Source organism: Emticicia sp. MM (genome assembly GCF_001649495.1).
The window spans coordinates 67,703-85,626 of record NZ_LXHX01000005.1; the positions used below are offsets into that span (position 1 = coordinate 67,703).

The window sequence follows — 17,924 nt, forward strand, 5'->3', positions numbered from 1 at the left end:
TTTACCCAAAGTTTCAGTAAATTGGGGCATTTAATCGTATTTTCTCAATAAGCTCATGATATTTATGCGTAAAGCTTTAGTAATCATATTTGTTTCATTCATTAGCATTTCTTGTAAAACCTCACAAAATATTTATAGTAAATCGCCTTATGCCAAGATGATTGATACATCGAGTATCTTATCGCAGAGTATGACGGGCATGGCTTTGTTTGATTTGAGTGAACAAAAGATGATTTTCGAACGTAATGCAAGTCGTTATTTTACTCCCGCATCTAATACTAAGCTTTTTACTTTTTATGCATGTCTAAAAACACTTAGCGATTCAATTCCTGCTCTTCGCTATGAAATTAAAGCTGATTCTTTGATTTTTTGGGGAACTGGCGACCCAACATTCTTTCATCCAGATTTGACAAGTACCAAGACTTTCGACTTATTGAAAGCCTATAAACATACGAAAAAGTTCTATTTTTCAGATGGAAATTTTACTAATCCTTATTTTGGTTCGGGTTGGGCTTGGGATGATTATAATAGCTATTATACCGTAGAGATGTCACCGCTACCAATGTATGGTAATATTGTGCGTGCAAAAGTCGAAAATGGCGAAATAAAGCCCCAACCAAGTATTTTTGAAAATACGTTTTATAAAAAAGATACAGGATACGAAATAGAAAGAACACCAGCCGATAATCAGTTTTTATTACCTAAATCGCTGTTGAATAAGCCTAATTATCAGCAAGATATTCCCGTTAAAACCTCAACGGCTTTAACTCAACAACTATTGATGGATACTTTGCGTAGAAATGTGAGTTTATTAAAAATCCCAGTTTCTACTACCGCAAAAACTATTTATAGCATGCCTACTGAGCCTGTGTATAGATTAATGATGCAAGAAAGCGATAATATGCTCGCCGAACAGTTGCTTTTACTTTGCGGAACAACACTTAAAGACTCAATTAATTCTTCATTTGTGATAAAATCAATCAAAGAAAAATACTTGCAAGACTTGCCTGATGCTCCGAAATGGGTCGATGGTTCGGGGCTTTCAAGATATAATTTATTTACGCCTCGTTCGATTATAAAGCTTTTGGAAAAAATCTACGCCGAAATTCCTCAAGAAAAACTGTTTTCTATCATGGCTATTGGCGGTAAGGCTGGTACGGTGAAAAATATGTTTAAAACCGAGGGAGAACCTTTTGTTTTTGCCAAGACAGGTTCGTTGAGTGGCGTGTATAATTTAAGTGGCTATTTAATTACAAAGAAAGGCAAAATCATGTTGTTTAGCTTAATGAATAATAACTTCACGAAACCAACAAGCGTAGTAAGGAAAGAGGTAGAAAAGATTTTATTGGAAGTAAGGAATAGGGAGTGAAAACTCCCCATTTTTTTTAATGCTTGATTGCTTTCAAGGCTTCTTGACGAAGCTTTTGTGCTGTATGAAACTCTCCAGTGTGGCTCCAGCCCGGTGGCATAAATATATAAGCTATTTTATTTTTAAGGCCAGGTGCCGAACGTACATCTTTCCAAAGACTAAGAATCTCACCAAAATACACATCAGTAAAATTGTTTGCATCTATCGGACGAGTGATACCATAATCTACTGGTACTTGCTCTTCTTCTTTTTGATAAGTTTTGAAAATTATATCCCAAACATTAATAATCGAACAAAAGTTGGTGTCCATGTATAAAGGGTTCCTACCGTGATGTACACGGTGGTGTGATGGTGTTAGAATAAATCTTTCTAGGAAACCTAATCTAGCGTTTTTAAGACTTCGCTCACTAATATGCACAAAAGCCCCCCAAATGCTATCAATAATCATAATTGTAAAAAGCATGAGCGGCTGTACGCCTAAAAGCATACAAAACATAGCTGCGAAAAACTCAGTATAGAGGTTTTCAACAAAAAAAGTAGTAAGCGTGATAGACGCGTTTAAATCTTCTGAGGCATGGTGCACAGAATGGAAACACCATAATAGGCGGACTTTGTGCGTCAGGTAGTGTCGAACAAAATTATTTAGTTCATAGACCAAATAGCTGTATATAAACCAATACCACGTTATACTTGTATGAATAATGGCATACTTTTGGAAGATACCTATCGCAATAAGTAATACAGAAATACCTATTAATCTGCTCATTACTCTATTAGTAAGAATAATGAGAAATGGCACCTTATAGCTCTCTTTTCTGAACCCATGTTGAATGAACAACCATAGAATTTCAAAAATAATGATTAAGGGAGTAATAGGGGAAATGAATGTGAGAAAGCCCTCAAAGGTTAGTAATGCGTGATAATTGCCGGAATGGATGATATCTACCAAACCATTAATTCTAAAAAAAATTAAAAGTTCACTAATTAAATCTTTAATTATACTCATTATAAGGAAAAGTGATTAGAAATACAACAGCAAAGTAACTTTCTTTAATAGTTACAAAATCGTTTAAACTTTAAATACTGACGTTTTTAGTTAGGAAAAGGTTGGATGACTTTTGCTTATTTGACATAAAAATAAGCAAAAGTAACTTTTGAGTAACTGATGATATGTAGTTTTTGTAACTAAATTAATAAATTTTAATCTTTGTTAATGAATTATTGGGTGAAATAGTCAATTTTTTAATTCCTCTTTAAGGAAATAACCTGTATAACTACCTTTTACCATTGCTACTTGTTCGGGTGTGCCTTCGCCTACAATAGTACCGCCTTTACTACCTCCTTCTGGGCCAACATCAATAATATGGTCGGCTACTTTTATCACATCAAGGTTGTGTTCAATGATGAGTACCGTATTACCCTTATCAGCTAATTTTTGTAAGACTTCAAGTAATTTTTGAATATCACGGAAATGTAAACCAGTGGTAGGTTCATCAAGAATATAAATGGTTTTGCCTGTATCTTTTTTCGAGAGTTCTTCTGCTAGTTTTACTCGTTGAGCTTCTCCTCCCGAAAGTGTAGTGGCGTGCTGTCCGAGCGTAATATAACCCAAACCTACCTCATTAAGAATTTGAACTTTTCTATTAATTTTCGGAATGCTCTCAAAAAACTCAACTGCTTGCTCAACGGTCATATCAAGCACATCAGCAATTGATTTTCCTTTGTATCTTACCTCTAAAGTTTCACGATTGAAACGTTTTCCTTTACAAGTTTCACAAGCTACGTGTACATCAGGCAAAAACTCCATTTCGATTTTTTTCATTCCTGCTCCTTCACAATCCTCACAACGGCCACCTTTTACATTGAAAGAAAAACGACCTGGCTTGTAACCCCTAATTTTTGCTTCAGGAAGCTCAGCAAAAAGCGTTCGGATTTCTGAAAACATACCTGTATAGGTAGCAGGATTACTACGTGGTGTACGACCAATCGGACTTTGGTCAACTTCAATAACCTTATCTAAATGCTCTAAACCTTCAATGGCTTTATGAGGAAGAGGCTCTCTTTTGGCGTTATAAAAGTGTTTATTTAGTACAGGAAATAGGGTTTCATGAATCAAAGAAGACTTTCCACTTCCACTCACACCTGTTACACAAATCATTTTACCTAAAGGTAGTTTCAGCGTAACGTTTTTTAGGTTATGACCAGTAGCTCCTTTGATAACTAAAAATTTGCCATTTCCTTTACGGCGTTCGGCTGGAATTTCAATTTTTGAGCGTCCACTCAAATAATCAGAGGTAATACTGCGATTCTCTATAAATTCTTTCGGTGTCCCTTTACCGACAATTGTACCCCCATGACGTCCAGCCCCCGGCCCTATATCAAGAATATAATCTGATTCGAGCATCATGTCTTTGTCGTGTTCTACAACCAAAACCGTATTGCCTAAATCTCTTAAATCTTTCAGTGCTTGGATAAGTTTGACGTTATCTCTTTGGTGTAAACCAATACTTGGTTCATCCATGATATAAAGTACACCAACTAATTGCGTTCCAATTTGCGTAGCCAAACGAATACGCTGTGATTCTCCGCCTGACAGTGTGCGTAATGGACGATTTAGGGTAAGGTAATCTAATCCAATACCCATCAAGAATCCAATTCTTTTGCGAATTTCTTTCAAAATCTCCTTGGCAATAACATTCTGGCGGTCAGATAAGCGGGTTTCTAAATCAGTGAACCATTCCGATAATTCTCGGATGTCCATTTCGGCTAATTCAGCAATATTTCTTTGGGCAATTTTAAAGTGTAGTGACTCCTTTTTTAATCGTTGTCCTTCGCAATCTGGACAAGTTTTAATAACTAAGAAATCACGTACCCATTCTTGAATTTTATCATTATCTGAATCTTGCTGACGTTTCAAAAATGTAATTACGCCCTCGAATGTAGAGTTCCATTCGGTGCCGGGATATTTTTTTGATGGAACAGGCAGTGGCGTTTCACTACCATAGAGAATTGTTTTGAGTGCTTCTTCTGGAATTTTCTCAATAGGTGTTGAAATATTTGATTTGTAGGCTTTCAAAATTACTTCTATTTGCTTGAAAATCCATAAATCACGGTATTCTCCTAATGGGGCGATTCCACCACGTGTAATACTCAAACTACGGTCAGGCATAATTGACTCTTCCGTAATTTCTTCGATAGTACCTAAACCATTACAAGTTGGACAAGCTCCATAAGGAGAGTTGAATGAAAAACTGTTAGGAGAAGGGTCTTCGTACGAAATTCCCGATTCGGGGTCGGTGAGATTTTGTGAAAAATATTGTGTTTGGTTATTGCTATCCAAAAGCATCATAGAGCCCTTGCCTTGTTTTAGGGCAATTCCTACCGATTGACTCAAGCGATAGCGGTCTTCGATTTTTGGAACAACTCTATCAATAACAATCTCAATATCGTGAATTTTATAGCGGTCGAGTTGCATTTTAGGATTAATATCGAGTACTTCTCCATCAACTCGCACCTTCGTAAAACCTAATTTTGCAATCTGTACAAAAAGCTCACGATAATGACCTTTACGCCCTTTTACGATTGGAGCAAGTAATATAACCTTCTGATTTTCAAATTGTTGAAGTATTTGGTCAATGATTTGGTCTTGCGTTTGCTTAACCATTCGATTGCCAGTTATATAACTAAAGGCCTCACCAGCACGAGCATAAAACAAACGTAAGAAATCATAGATTTCGGTGGTAGTGCCAACAGTTGAACGAGGGTTTTTAGAAGTTGTTTTTTGTTCAATAGAAATAACTGGCGAAAGCCCATTGATTTTATCTACATCGGGGCGTTCCATATTTCCAATAAAACTACGAGCATACGCCGAAAAGCTCTCCATGTAGCGGCGTTGTCCCTCAGCATAGATGGTATCAAAAGCCAAAGATGATTTACCGCTGCCCGAGATACCCGTAATTACCACTAATTTATTACGTGGGATAATTGCATCAATATTTTTGAGATTGTGTTCTCTCGCACCTAATACTTCTATTTGTTCGTAGCCCGTTAGGTCTATGTCGTTCAGTTTTTTATCGCTCACTATTTTTTTGCCTTTTTTTATACAAAGATAACGAAAAAAGCGGGGTGGAGGTTCAGAAAATAAAAAGCCATTGCTCCAAAAGAGTAATGGCTTTAAATGCTATAAAATATTCTTTATTACTGAGGTCTAAATCAAAACAGTACTTGCGGCTAACTCGCGTACGGCCATGGCTATACCTTCTGAGTCGAAGCCACATTCGCGTTGGAGCTCGATTTGTTCGCCATGTTCAACAATACGGTCAGGAATTCCCAAGCGTTTTACTTTGGCTGTATAACCATTATCAATCATAAATTCTAATACGGCACTTCCCATACCACCCTGTAAGCAGCCATCTTCAACCGTTACTACACGGTCGAATTTCTGGAAAACCTCATGTAGCATGGCTTCATCGAGAGGTTTTACAAAACGGAGGTCGTAATGAGCGGGATTTAAGCCTTCTTTTTCAAGTATTTCGCAAGCTTTTACTGCATAATTACCTATATGTCCAATTGTAAGAATGGCTACTTCTTCTCCATCTTTTATCTTTCTACCTTTACCTATTTCAAGCTTTTGGAATGGTCGTTTCCAATCGGGCATTACACCTTCTCCCCTTGGGTAGCGAATCGTGAAGGCGGTTTTTAATTTTTGAGTTTCTTCCAATTGGAAAGTGTACATCAAATTACGAAGTTCTTCTTCATTCATCGGCGATGCTACCACCATATTCGGAATACAACGCATATATGCAACATCATAAGCTCCGTGGTGCGTCGGGCCATCGGCTCCCGCAAAACCTGCACGGTCAAGACAGAAGATTACTGGTAATTGCTGTAAGCACACATCATGAATGACTTGGTCGTAGGCACGCTGCATGAAACTTGAGTAGATATTACAATAAACAACCAAGTCACGCGTGGCCATACCCGCCGAGAATGTCACGGCATGTTGCTCTGCAATTCCCACATCGAATGCACGGTCTGGCATGGCCTTCATCATGATATTTAATGAAGAACCCGATGGCATGGCAGGAGTAACACCTACAATTTTGCTATTTTTTTCGGCCAATTCCACAATTGTATTTCCAAATACATCTTGGTATTTAGGTGGCATTGGTCTATCGTATACTTTCTTTTGAATAACGCCCGTTACTTTATCGAATAAACCTGGTGCGTGCCATTTGGTTTGTTCTTTTTCGGCAGGGGCATAACCTTTACCTTTTACTGTAAGGCAATGTAGAATTTTAGGCCCTGGAATATTTTTTAAGTCTTCTAAAACACTAACTAGATGGTCGATATCGTGGCCATCAATTGGGCCGAAGTAACGTAAATTTAAAGCCTCAAAGAAATTACTCTGACTAAGCAAAGCACCCTTCATTGCATTCTCTATTTTGGCTACAATTTTTCTGGCACTGTTACCAAAAGTACTCATTTTGCCTAAAAGTTGCCAAACGTCATCTTTTACGTTGTTATATGTTTTTGAGGTAGTAATATCGGTCAGGTATTCTTTCAATGCTCCAACGTTCGGGTCGATGGCCATGCAATTATCATTCAAGATAATCAATACATTGGCATCCTTCAATGCTCCAGCATGATTCATTCCTTCGAATGCCATACCCGCTGTCATCGAGCCATCACCAATAATGGCAATGTGTTGACGCTGTTTTTCGCCATTGTGATTCGAGCCAACAGCCATACCAACAGCTGCCGAAATAGAAGTGGAAGAGTGGCCTACGCCAAAGGCATCATATTCACTTTCTTTTCTTTTTGGAAAACCAGAAATTCCCCCATAAACTCGGTTAGTATGAAATATTTCACGACGACCTGTTAGGATTTTATGTCCGTAAGCTTGATGACCTACATCCCAAACGAGTTGGTCATCGGGAGTATTAAAAACATAGTGAAGTGCAACGGTAAGTTCGACAACACCTAAGCTTGAGCTAAAGTGTCCTCCATAAACCGAAACCATATCAATAATGTATTGGCGGAGTTCGTCGGCTACTTGAGGTAGTTTGTCGCGGTCAACTTTTCTTAAATCAGCAGGAATGTTGATGTCTTTTAATATATCACCGGGCGTTATGAGCATATCTTTTGACCAATTAAGGTTAGATTGTCTTTCTAAAACTGAACACAGTTAAAATTGTTTAGTTCTAAATAACAATTTTACGTATGACATGATGTAAATTCTCTTGAACTTGAAGTTGTGCTTGTTTTTTGAAGTGCAAATTAAGTTACAAATGTACGGAAAATTTAGAAATATTAATCTTTCTTTTGGCTCGCTCGGTAGAGTTTTTGCTTTTCTTCCTTCGTAAGACTTTCATAGCCTGACTTCCCAATTTTGTCTAATATAGCATCTACCTCATCTTGGTCAGGGAAATAATTAGGGTCGAGATTAGCTCCTCCATTATTCTTACTAGCAACTGTTGTTTCGCTGTAACGTCTTTGTGGAATTTTCACCTTTGGTTTTGGTCGCCACAGTCTTCCCCACCATTCACTTACAGCTTCGATTGGGCTACCCAAATCAACGCCTCTACGAAGAAAATAAATATAAAAATAACCAGAAATGGCACCTCCTAAATGTGATATACCGCTGCTTGGCATTATGAACGAAAGAATTAAGAAGAACCAAGCTACGTAACGAATTTTGATTAAGACAATTCCGAAAAGATAAAACTCATATTCGGGTAGTAAGGCTACTGCTGCAAACATTACGGCATAAACAGCGGCCGAAGCCCCCAAAATTGTAGGCGTAATATTATTTAAGTTTAAAGAACCAGACTGGTTGGCTAAAGCAATAAGATTATAAATTGTAATGTAAAATAATCCACTCAAAATACCTCCAATCAGATAAATGTTTAAGAGTTTTCGGCTTCCAATAAATTCTTGCACTAAAGTTCCAAACCAAAAGAAGGTTAGCATATTGAATAGCAAATGCAAGAAACCGTAGTGGGTGAAGCAATAGGTAACGATTGTCCAAGGTTTGCGTATGAACTGCTTTACGGGGGCAATCAAATCGAAGTTGCTACTCAGTAATTCGCTTATTCTATCACCATTTGGGGTGAAGGAGAAAATAAAATTTATGATAATTAAAGACAAAAAAACTCCTGTATTGATAAGCATGAGCTGTATCAAGGTATTTCCTTTTTTGAAAGGAGCTTTGATGTCGTCAATAAAACTTGCCACTTTTAATAAAATCTATCTTTTTTCTTGTTCCAGTAGTTTATCAACAGAATACCAAAAATTAAGCCGCCAATGTGAGCAAAATGAGCCACTCCCGGCATTATACTATATATGCCTGAGAAAATTTCGAAAAGTGCATATAAAGATACTAAATATTTCGCTTTTATAGGAATTGGCAATGGAAAAATTATCATTTCGGTATTAGGGAATAATCGTGCGAATGCTCCCAACATACCAAAAATTGCTCCCGAAGCCCCAACCATTGGAATACTCATCATCATGGTGTATTCTGGAGAGTCGATTGGGAGTTGAGAAATCTCATATAAGTTTACCACACCATGTAAAACGCAAGCACCGATACCCGATACAAGGTATAGCGTAAGAAACCTTTTACTTCCTAAAAAATGCTCAAGCATTGGGCCGAACATATACAAACCAAACATATTACTAAAAATGTGCCCAGTACCGCCATGCAAAAACATATAAGTGAAAATTTGCACGGGGTTGAAAAGCCCCATTTCATACAGCGAAAAATTATGATAGCCGAAAATACCGGCTAAATCGATTCGTAGGATATGCTGTATGACATAAACAACAATGTTTATAATCAGCAAGTTACGAACTATAGGTGTAACCTGATACATACTTTAATTTTTTGTTTAGCTTTTTCGTTAAAAAAGGCTTTTACTTTCTAGTAAGAAGTTCAGCCAACTGGTCTAACGATAAAATCGACATAATTGGTTCACCATTGGGTGTATAACTCGGAACTGCCGTTTCAAAAAGCTGATGAATTAATAAATTTATTTCGATTTTTGAAAGTTCTCCAACATATTTTGAAGATGAACGTTTCGAAAATGAGCGTGCTACGTTTTCAACCCTATCTAATTGCAATTCAGCTTGATTTACTTTGTATTGCTGAACTAAACCCTCAAAAATCTCTTTTTCGTTTTCTTCCTGCACTTCTGGTGGTACACCATTGATTTTGATGGTATGCTGCCCAAATTCTTCAAACGAAAACCCTAAAGCTTTGATTTCGTCTTGAATTTCCATGACTAACAGAAAATCAAGCGGACTAAAGTCGATCGTTTTCGGGAAAAGCAGTTGTTGTGTAAACGATTTTTTGTTTTTTAAATTGTTATAATATTTCTCATACAAAATTCGCTCATAGGCCGCTCTTTGGTCAATGAGCATCATACCACTCTTGGCTTGTGCCACAATATAACGATTCTGTATTTGAATAGCGGTTATTTCTTGTAATTCGGCAATATGACGACTCTCATCTGCAATATCATTCGCCTTGCTTCCAACAGTAAACGGTTCGTGCTCAAAACTTAAACTCGACTGATTATTTGGTTTAAAACTCTCTAAACCATCGAAAAGTTTTCGCCAGTTTTGTGAATTAGACTTTTCTACATAATTATCATCACGTTCTTTAGAAGCTTGATAATTATGTGGTTGGGTGCGAGCATTCTCGAAATCGGCAATGCCAGAAACGCTTGGGTTAATGCTTGATTGACTTGGTAAATCGCTAAAACGATTGGTACTTGTTAAATTACCAAAATTAATATCCGACTCGAAGTCAAGACTTGGCGTAAGGTTATAAACACCAATGGCACGCCTTACAGCCGAACGGATAATTGCATAAATTGCCCGTTCATCATCGAATTTGATTTCAGTTTTGGTTGGATGAATATTGATATCAACGTGTGAAGGGTCAATGTCAATAAATAAAACATAAAATGGGCTACTTCCTTCGGGAATTGTAGATTCGAAGGCACTTAATATTGCATGGTGTAAATAACTATGCTTAATAAAGCGTTTATTTACAAAGAAAAATTGTTCGCCACGACCTTTCTTAGCCGATTCTGGTTTTCCAACGTATCCCGAAATATTCACAAAAGGCGTTTCTTCTTCACAGCCCGCTAATTGTTCACGGTATGATTTCCCGAAAATATCAATAATTCGGCGGCTTAATTTTCCTACTGGAAGATTGTAAACCTCTACGTCATTATGGTAAAGTGTAAATGCTACTTCGGGGTGAGCCAACGCTACTCTTTGAAACTCGTCGAGGATATGTTTCATCTCGACAGGGTTTGATTTTAGGAAATTCCTACGAGCAGGAACATTGAAAAAGAGATTTTTTACTTGAAAATTTGTTCCCTTAGGGCATGAAACTGATTCTTGCGATTTGAGCTCTGAGCCTTCTATCCGAATCATAGTTCCTACTTCATCTATCATCCTACGTGTACGCAACTCAACTTGGGCAATCGCTGCAATCGAAGCAAGAGCTTCGCCACGAAAACCCATCGTGAGAATAGAGAATAAGTCATCAGCCGTACGGATTTTTGAAGTAGCGTGTCGTTCGAAACTCATACGAGCATCGGTAGCCGACATTCCGATTCCATCATCAATTACTTGAATGAGGGTGCGTCCAGCATCTTTCACAATTAACTGAATATTACTGGCACGGGCATCAATCGAATTTTCTAAAAGTTCTTTCACCACCGATGCTGGTCGCTGCACAACTTCTCCCGCCGCAATCTGGTTGGCAATAGAATCGGGTAGTAAATGAATAATATCAAGCATTGGTATAATCTCAAAAAAACTATTAGCAATTCAAGGTCTGATTCTCTCAGAAGCCTTGATTAAGAAATGTAAAACAGGTTTGAAATGTGCAAACCATCATATTTTAAACACACTAAATCTAAAAACTGTTCGCCTGATGCAAAATTGCCCTTTTTCGAGGTGAAATCATTAAATATTCTTTACTTTTTTTTTGAAAAACACTTTTGTGCATGTTTTAATCGGAAAATGAGTCAAATATTTATCAGTTATATATTTTTTATACCGAACTTTTCGATGATTGAATCTTGTTTGCGAGTAGAGTATTTAACCTCTAAAATCTAAAAAAATGAACAAAATCTTAAGGATTGTATTAATTGTAGTAGCGGTGTTGGTAGCTCTTTATTTTGGCTTCAAAAGTTATACAAAAACAAAGAGCCCAGCCGATGTTGCTAAATTCGACCAAAATGGCCTAACCGTACAAGTAAATTATTGCCGACCCTATAAAAAAGGTCGTGAGATTTTTGGGAAACTTCTACCTTATGGTCAGGTTTGGCGTACAGGTGCCAACGAAGCCACAATTTTTGATGTGAAACAAGACGTAAAAATTGGAGATAAGACGCTTAAAACTGGAAAATATACGCTTTGGACAATACCGAATGTTGATAAGTGGACGATAATCATGAATGACGAAACTGGGCAGTGGGGAACTAATTATGATGAAAAACGTGATGTTTTGAGAGTTGATGTGCCAGTTGGAAAAACCGCAGAAATGATGGAACAATTTAAAATTGATTTTGCCGCCGCCGAAGGTGGGGCAGATATGATTTTACATTGGGAAAATACGGAAATAAAAGTGCCGATTAGATTGTAAAGGGATATTGAATAAGAAAAAGGGGTTATCAATTAAAGAGCCCCTTTTTCTTATTATTTGAATTTTACATAAATATGTTCATCATAAAAATGTCCTTCTTTAAATAAAGACTCCTTTAAAATGGCTTCTTTCTCGAAACCCGCTTTTTCTAACGCTCGCATGGAAGCCAAATTATACTCAAAAACACCAGCATAGATGCGGTGGATATCGTATTTTTTGAATGTATAATCAACAATTTTGGGTATAGCTGATGAAATAATACCTTTACCCCAATAGTCCTCCCCGAGCCAATAACCTATTTCGGCATTTTTTTGGTAAATATCTTCTTTGAGCAAAATTCCTATACCACCAACTGCTTCATTATCAATGACAATGGCAAAAGTTTCTTCCGAATCGGTGGCCATTCTTACCCAAGCCCCAGCATCTTCTATGGTATAAGGGTTTGGGAAAATATCTTTAAGGTTCTTCCAAATCTTATAATTATTGGCATTTCGAACGAGCGATTCTTCATCGCCTAGCCGCCATTGACGAAGAGTATAGTCTTGAGGCATTGGGTTATAATTACCTTAATTCATAACTAATTTCCTGACTATCAAGTAGTTTTGTGATTCGCTCGCTCGGTGAGAAAACGACTACTAAATCTTTTTTCTTTACATCATCATCTTCCTCTACCCATTTCCAATCTTCACAAGTGGCATCTAATAAATCGAGTAAAGTGGGTAATTTGTCAGGATTGCGTTCTTTCTCAACAAATAATTCAGAATTGGTAATATAAATGGCAATTTTCTCTTGATCGAGCCACGAAAGGTCGTTGAGCATTTCATCAAACGAGTCGAGGTTAAACCCAAAATATTCAGGAAATTGCAAGCCTTTGGCCATTTCCTCATAAAAGCCACGCAAGGTATGTGCTTTTTGGCCATCGATTGTAATAATTTGATAACCTTGTAAAGAATCTAAGTTATTTGTAATAAGAAAATTTGACATAAAGGAATATTGGGTAAGTTGAAATGTATATTAGGGTTAAAAGCGAAACTTTTACTTAATTTCAACGAAACTTTTATAGTGATTGTTGGTATAATAGGCCCGTCCATCCGAACCAGTTACCAGCCTTTCGGCTCCTCGATTTTTTCCTTGTTTTTTAGGGTTTACATCCCATTCTTGGTAATTAATTCTCCGCCCACTATCATCTTTTTGAGGTAGAATCTTTTCGTAGTTTCCAAATTTTCGACCACCAACATAGCCATCTGGAGCAACTCCGTTTTCTTTCACATAATTCAAAACCTCATAAACTTTTTTCGGAATTTTGCTTTGCTTTTGTGCTTGATAATTAGGCTTTTGTACTTTGTCTGTATTATCAACTGCCACTTTCTCAGATGTAGGTTCAGTGGCTTTAAACGACTCTTGTTTACTTGCTTGTCGGCAGCCTACTACTATTTGGCTCACCAACATCAAGCCCAGTAAAATGTACTTAAATGTTTGTTTCACAGTTTGAAATCAATAATTTAATTCAAAGAAAAAGCAGGTACTTTCATCACTACGGCATTATTAAACATGAGTTCGGTGATGGTGTGCTTCATGTAATCAATTAATGGAAATTCTCCAATGATTCTTAAAACGTCTAATTCGTCATCGGCATTCACTACGCACCAAAGGCGATCACGCTCTATTGAAAGTGCATAAGATTGGATTTTCCCATCTTCAAGCATTTGATTAATTACCAATCTTTGACTCGGTATTTTCATCATAAATGCTTCGGGAAATGGGTTTGGTAAATCAAACTCAACCATAAATTGGCTCATAATATGCTAAAGGGCTTTTATTAAAATGCAATTAAGTAAATCGTAAAAATCTAATAATCAGTAAGTTTCTACACTGTAAACTTATTTTCGTACTAAATTTCCACACTAATATAAACAACATTTGCAAAAAAAACGTTTATTTTGCAGTACTTATCTCAAAAAGGGGTGCCTTAATACAACGGGCTGAGATTATACCCATCGTACCTGTACACGGATAATGCCGCCGCAGGGAAAAGAGAGCTTTGCTATTAGGAAATTCATGACCTCCTGATAAATTGCTTATACGATTACCAAAATTAATTTATGTTAAACCAACAAGATGGTACGCTGTCTGCAGGTTTTTACTCCTTTACCTGTTGTTATAAATTTCAAACTCAATGAAAAAACTAACAACATTTATCCTTTTATTTATTGCTTCTAGTTTGGGGCTGGTAATTAACGCCCAAGATTCAACCAAGATTCGTGAACTAAACGAAGTCGTAGTAAGTGCTACTCGTGCCAACGAAAAAACTGGTATGGCTTTCACCAATGTTTATCAGAAAGACATCAAAAAAGTAAATTTAGGTCAAGATATGCCTTTTTTACTTAATCAACTACCTTCAGTGGTTGTCAGTTCTGATGCTGGTGCGGGTGTCGGTTATACGGGTATTCGTATTCGCGGAACCGACCCAACACGTATCAATATAACCTTAAATGGTATTCCTTACAACGATTCGGAATCACAAGGTACTTATTGGGTAAATATGCCTGATTTTGCGTCATCGGCACAAAGTATTCAAGTACAACGTGGCGTTGGAACTTCGACCAATGGAGCAGGAGCTTTTGGGGCGAGTATCAATATTAATACTTTGGGCTACGAACCAAATGCTTATGGTGAAACTAATTTTTCGGTAGGTTCTTTTAATACGCTCAAAACAAATATTTTAGCTAGTACAGGTTTATTGAAAAATCAATCAGAAAGTGGTTCGTTTGTAGTAGATGCTCGTTTATCAAAACTTACTTCTGATGGATACATCGACCGTGCTTCATCTGACCTTAAATCGTTTTATGTTTCGGGCGGATATTATGGTAAAAATAATTTTGTAAGATTGAATGTCTTTTCAGGAAAAGAGAAAACCTACCAAGCTTGGGAAGGTGTACCCGAAAGTTTATTGAAAACAAATCGTACCTACAATCCTTACACTTATGATAATCAAGTAGATGATTATCAACAAGACCATTATCAGTTGATTTCATCTTTTAAATTGAATCAGCATTGGACTTTTAACCCTACACTTCATTATACGAAAGGACGTGGTTTTTATGAGCAGTTCAGACCAGATGATAAATATTCTACTTATGGTTTACCAGATGTAGTTATTGGAGGGCAAACCATTAAACGTACTGATTTGGTTCGTCGTAAGTGGTTAGATAATGATTTTTATGGCGGGGTTTATTCTTTTGATTATCAATCGAATAAGAAATTCTCAGCAAATATTGGTGGTGGCTGGAATAAATATGATGGAAACCACTTTGGTGAAATTATTTGGGCAAAAAATGCTTCAACCTCTAATATTCGTTATCGTTGGTACGAAAGTCATTCAATAAAAACCGATTTTAATATTTATGCCAAAGGGTATTACCAAGTGAATGATGCCTTGAACTTTTTTGCTGATTTGCAGTACAGAACAGTGGCCTATGATATGAAAGGTTTGGGTGATAAACGCCAAGACATTACACAGAAGACTGATTATAAGTTTTTTAATCCAAAGTTTGGGGTGAATTACCAGTTGAGCAAAACATCGGCTGTGTATGCTTCGTATGCCATTGGAAATAAAGAACCAAGTCGCCAAGACTTTGTAGATAATGCTCCAAAAGCACCATTGGCCGAAACACTTCGTGATTTAGAAGTAGGATACCGCACAGCGGGTTCGAAAGTAAGTTTTGATGCGAATTTCTATTACATGGATTACAAGAATCAATTAGTATTAACAGGGCAAGTCAATGGTGTAGGCGAGGCGATTAGAGTTAACGTACCTGAAAGCTACCGAGCAGGTATTGAATTAATGGCAAATTGGAAATTTGCTCCAAAGTGGACCTTGTCGGGTAATGCGACTTTTAGTCAAAATAAAATTAAAAACTTCAGTGAAACCATCGTGAACTATGATGGAGATGCCGACAAAATCAATAAATTTTCGAAAACAGATATTTCGTTTTCACCAAATCTGATTGCTGGTGGACAACTTTCTTTTGCTCCAGTGAAAAATGTAGAATTGGCTTGGATGACTAAGTATGTGAGTAAACAATTTATGGATAATACAGGTGATGATAATCGTAGCCTCAATGCTTTTTTTGTGAATGATGTAAGAGCGAATTATACCATTAAACCAAAGTTTTTGAAAGAAATGACTTTTAGCTTATTAGTAAATAATATTTTCAATCATTTATATGAGTCGAATGGATACACTTACAGCTATATTTATGATAAACAAGTAACTACCGAGAATTTCTATTATCCGCAAGCGGGTACAAACTTCTTGTTGGCGGTGAAGATAAGGTTATAAGATTTCTATCAGTAAATTTCAACGTCAAATTTCAACGTCGGCATGGCTCAAAGCCATGCCGACGTTTTTTGTTTAAATCCAACCTCCTTCGCGATAATTTCGCTTTACGAATGCGTTGGCTTCATCAAAATTAGTAATCTTCATATTCTTGCCGTCCCAGAATAATTTTTTACGTCCAATAAACTTATTTTTAGCATCACGGAGTAAGAAAGATCTTACGGCTAAATTACCCATCAATACAATTTCAGTTAGAGGGCCGGCTTGATCGAAAGATGAACTTGTATAAGTGCCAAAACCAGATTTACAAGCTTTTACCCATTGTTGTTGATGTCCGTTTACATCACCCTCTACCAACGGTCGCTTCGGTGCAGGTAGTTTTACTGCAGCCAATTTACCATTGATATATACTTTAGGATTATTCCCGAAAAGCTCACAAGCAATTACGCCTTTTGAGCCAATAAACATGATTCCCCCATCAATATTGGCAAATACCTTTTCATAATCACAGCCTTCGGGTAAGCGGGGGCGAATACCGCCATCGTACCAAGATAAGCTCAATTCTTTATGGGTTTTGCTCGAAGGATTCGGAAATTTAAGGTGAATGGCCGCCGAAGGTGGACAAACATCATCGAAGAATGCCTCTTTGAAGAAATCGGCATAAACTTGTCCAACCGAACATTCGACTGATGTAGGGTATCCTAAGTTTAAAGCCCTAAATGGAACGTCCATGAAATGACAGCCCATATCGCCTAATGCACCAGTGCCGAAATCCCAGTATCCACGCCAACGGAAAGGCATGTAGGCTTCGTGATAATCACGCATAGGAGCGGTGCCAAGCCATAAATTCCAGTCCACTTCGCTCGGAATGGGTTGTTTTTCACCTTTATCTTTCGGCGATTTTACACCTTGTGGCCACACAGGTCGATTGGTCCATACTTCTACTGTATGTATTTCGCCAATCACTCCACTTTGTACCAAAGTTTCGGTAACACGTGTGCCGTATCCGCTACTTCCTTGATTCCCCATTTGCGTAACAACCTTAAATTTAGCCGCTGCTTCAGTGAGTTGACGAGCTTCCCAAATATCATGCGTGAGTGGTTTTTCTACATACACGTGCTTTTTTAGTTGTATAGCCGACATCGCCACTGGATAGTGCATGTGGTCTGGTGTACTCACAATGATTGCGTCAATATTATTTGCTTCTGACTCAAGCATTTTTCGATAATCTTTAAAGTACGGAGCATTCGGGAATTTCGCACGGTATTTTGCTGACATACGGTCATCAACATCACAAAGTGCTACGATATTGTCTGTTCCATTGTTGAATGCTTGTTGGATATTGAAATCGGCTTTCCCTCCGCAGCCTACGGCTGCAATATTGAGTTTATCGCTTGGTGCTACAAATCCTTTCCCCAATACATGGCGTGGTACAATCATAAAGCCTGCTGAGGCTAATGCACTGTTTTTGAGGAAATTACGCCGTGAGTTTTGTTGTTTTTTGTCGTGAGAGTTGTTCATGCTGATAGAAGGTTGAATTTTTACGA

General features: G+C 37.4%; 14 protein-coding genes and 1 riboswitch. Of the genes, 3 read left to right on the forward strand and 11 right to left on the reverse strand.

The genetic code is table 11. From position 1 onward, the window contains the following. The first annotated feature begins 64 nt into the window (after window positions 1-64). Window positions 65-1,369: a D-alanyl-D-alanine carboxypeptidase/D-alanyl-D-alanine-endopeptidase gene (locus A6M55_RS00735; protein ID WP_064196133.1), complete on the forward strand. Its 1,305-nt coding sequence runs from the start codon at window positions 65-67 to the stop codon at window positions 1,367-1,369. Window positions 1,370-1,385: 16 nt separating this feature from the next. Here A6M55_RS00735 and A6M55_RS00740 read toward each other — a convergent pair whose 3' ends face one another. From A6M55_RS00740 to mutL, 6 genes are all read right to left on the reverse strand, one after another. Then, window positions 1,386-2,135 (reverse strand): sterol desaturase family protein, encoded by a 750-nt coding sequence (locus A6M55_RS00740; protein ID WP_229235457.1) that lies wholly within the window; start codon window positions 2,133-2,135, stop codon window positions 1,386-1,388. 468 nt (window positions 2,136-2,603) lie between these two features. Then, entirely contained in the window at window positions 2,604-5,450 is a 2,847-nt protein-coding gene (gene uvrA, locus A6M55_RS00745; protein ID WP_064196135.1) for an excinuclease ABC subunit UvrA, read from the reverse strand. Window positions 5,451-5,576: 126 nt separating this feature from the next. Continuing rightward, window positions 5,577-7,508, reverse strand: coding sequence for a 1-deoxy-D-xylulose-5-phosphate synthase (gene dxs, locus A6M55_RS00750; protein ID WP_064196136.1), 1,932 nt, complete (start codon window positions 7,506-7,508; stop codon window positions 5,577-5,579). 173 nt (window positions 7,509-7,681) lie between these two features. After that, window positions 7,682-8,605: a rhomboid family intramembrane serine protease gene (locus A6M55_RS00755; protein WP_064196137.1), complete on the reverse strand. Its 924-nt coding sequence runs from the start codon at window positions 8,603-8,605 to the stop codon at window positions 7,682-7,684. A gap of 2 nt (window positions 8,606-8,607) precedes the next feature. Continuing rightward, window positions 8,608-9,246: a rhomboid family intramembrane serine protease gene (locus A6M55_RS00760; RefSeq protein WP_015029154.1), complete on the reverse strand. Its 639-nt coding sequence runs from the start codon at window positions 9,244-9,246 to the stop codon at window positions 8,608-8,610. A gap of 40 nt (window positions 9,247-9,286) precedes the next feature. Then, on the reverse strand, window positions 9,287-11,188 hold the full coding sequence (gene mutL / locus A6M55_RS00765) for a DNA mismatch repair endonuclease MutL (protein ID WP_064196138.1): 1,902 nt from the start codon (window positions 11,186-11,188) through the stop codon (window positions 9,287-9,289). Window positions 11,189-11,513: 325 nt separating this feature from the next. Here mutL and A6M55_RS00770 point away from each other — a divergent pair, with 325 nt between their 5' ends. Continuing rightward, the gene (locus tag A6M55_RS00770; RefSeq protein ID WP_064196139.1) at window positions 11,514-12,038 is read left to right on the forward strand and encodes a DUF2911 domain-containing protein; all 525 of its coding nucleotides are present in this window, start codon (window positions 11,514-11,516) and stop codon (window positions 12,036-12,038) included. A 53-nt stretch (window positions 12,039-12,091) separates the two neighbouring features. On the opposite strand, the gene A6M55_RS00775 is transcribed toward A6M55_RS00770, so the two are convergent. From A6M55_RS00775 to A6M55_RS00790, 4 genes are read right to left on the reverse strand one after another with little or no spacing between them, the layout of a single operon-like run. After that, window positions 12,092-12,589, reverse strand: a complete 498-nt coding sequence (locus tag A6M55_RS00775) for a GNAT family N-acetyltransferase (protein ID WP_064196140.1) — start codon at window positions 12,587-12,589, stop codon at window positions 12,092-12,094. 10 nt (window positions 12,590-12,599) lie between these two features. Beyond that, window positions 12,600-13,022 (reverse strand): barstar family protein, encoded by a 423-nt coding sequence (locus A6M55_RS00780; protein ID WP_015029158.1) that lies wholly within the window; start codon window positions 13,020-13,022, stop codon window positions 12,600-12,602. Window positions 13,023-13,073: 51 nt separating this feature from the next. Continuing rightward, on the reverse strand, window positions 13,074-13,523 hold the full coding sequence (locus A6M55_RS00785) for a ribonuclease domain-containing protein (protein ID WP_229235458.1): 450 nt from the start codon (window positions 13,521-13,523) through the stop codon (window positions 13,074-13,076). A gap of 17 nt (window positions 13,524-13,540) precedes the next feature. Further along, entirely contained in the window at window positions 13,541-13,837 is a 297-nt protein-coding gene (locus tag A6M55_RS00790) for a hypothetical protein (protein ID WP_015029160.1), read from the reverse strand. 151 nt (window positions 13,838-13,988) lie between these two features. Then, a riboswitch (TPP riboswitch) is annotated at window positions 13,989-14,087 on the forward strand. A 127-nt stretch (window positions 14,088-14,214) separates the two neighbouring features. Here A6M55_RS00790 and A6M55_RS00795 point away from each other — a divergent pair. Beyond that, the gene (locus A6M55_RS00795) at window positions 14,215-16,380 is read left to right on the forward strand and encodes a TonB-dependent receptor (RefSeq protein WP_064196141.1); all 2,166 of its coding nucleotides are present in this window, start codon (window positions 14,215-14,217) and stop codon (window positions 16,378-16,380) included. A 72-nt stretch (window positions 16,381-16,452) separates the two neighbouring features. On the opposite strand, the gene A6M55_RS00800 is transcribed toward A6M55_RS00795, so the two are convergent. Beyond that, window positions 16,453-17,898: a Gfo/Idh/MocA family protein gene (locus A6M55_RS00800; protein WP_064196142.1), complete on the reverse strand. Its 1,446-nt coding sequence runs from the start codon at window positions 17,896-17,898 to the stop codon at window positions 16,453-16,455. Between the last annotated feature and the right edge of the window lie 26 nt (window positions 17,899-17,924).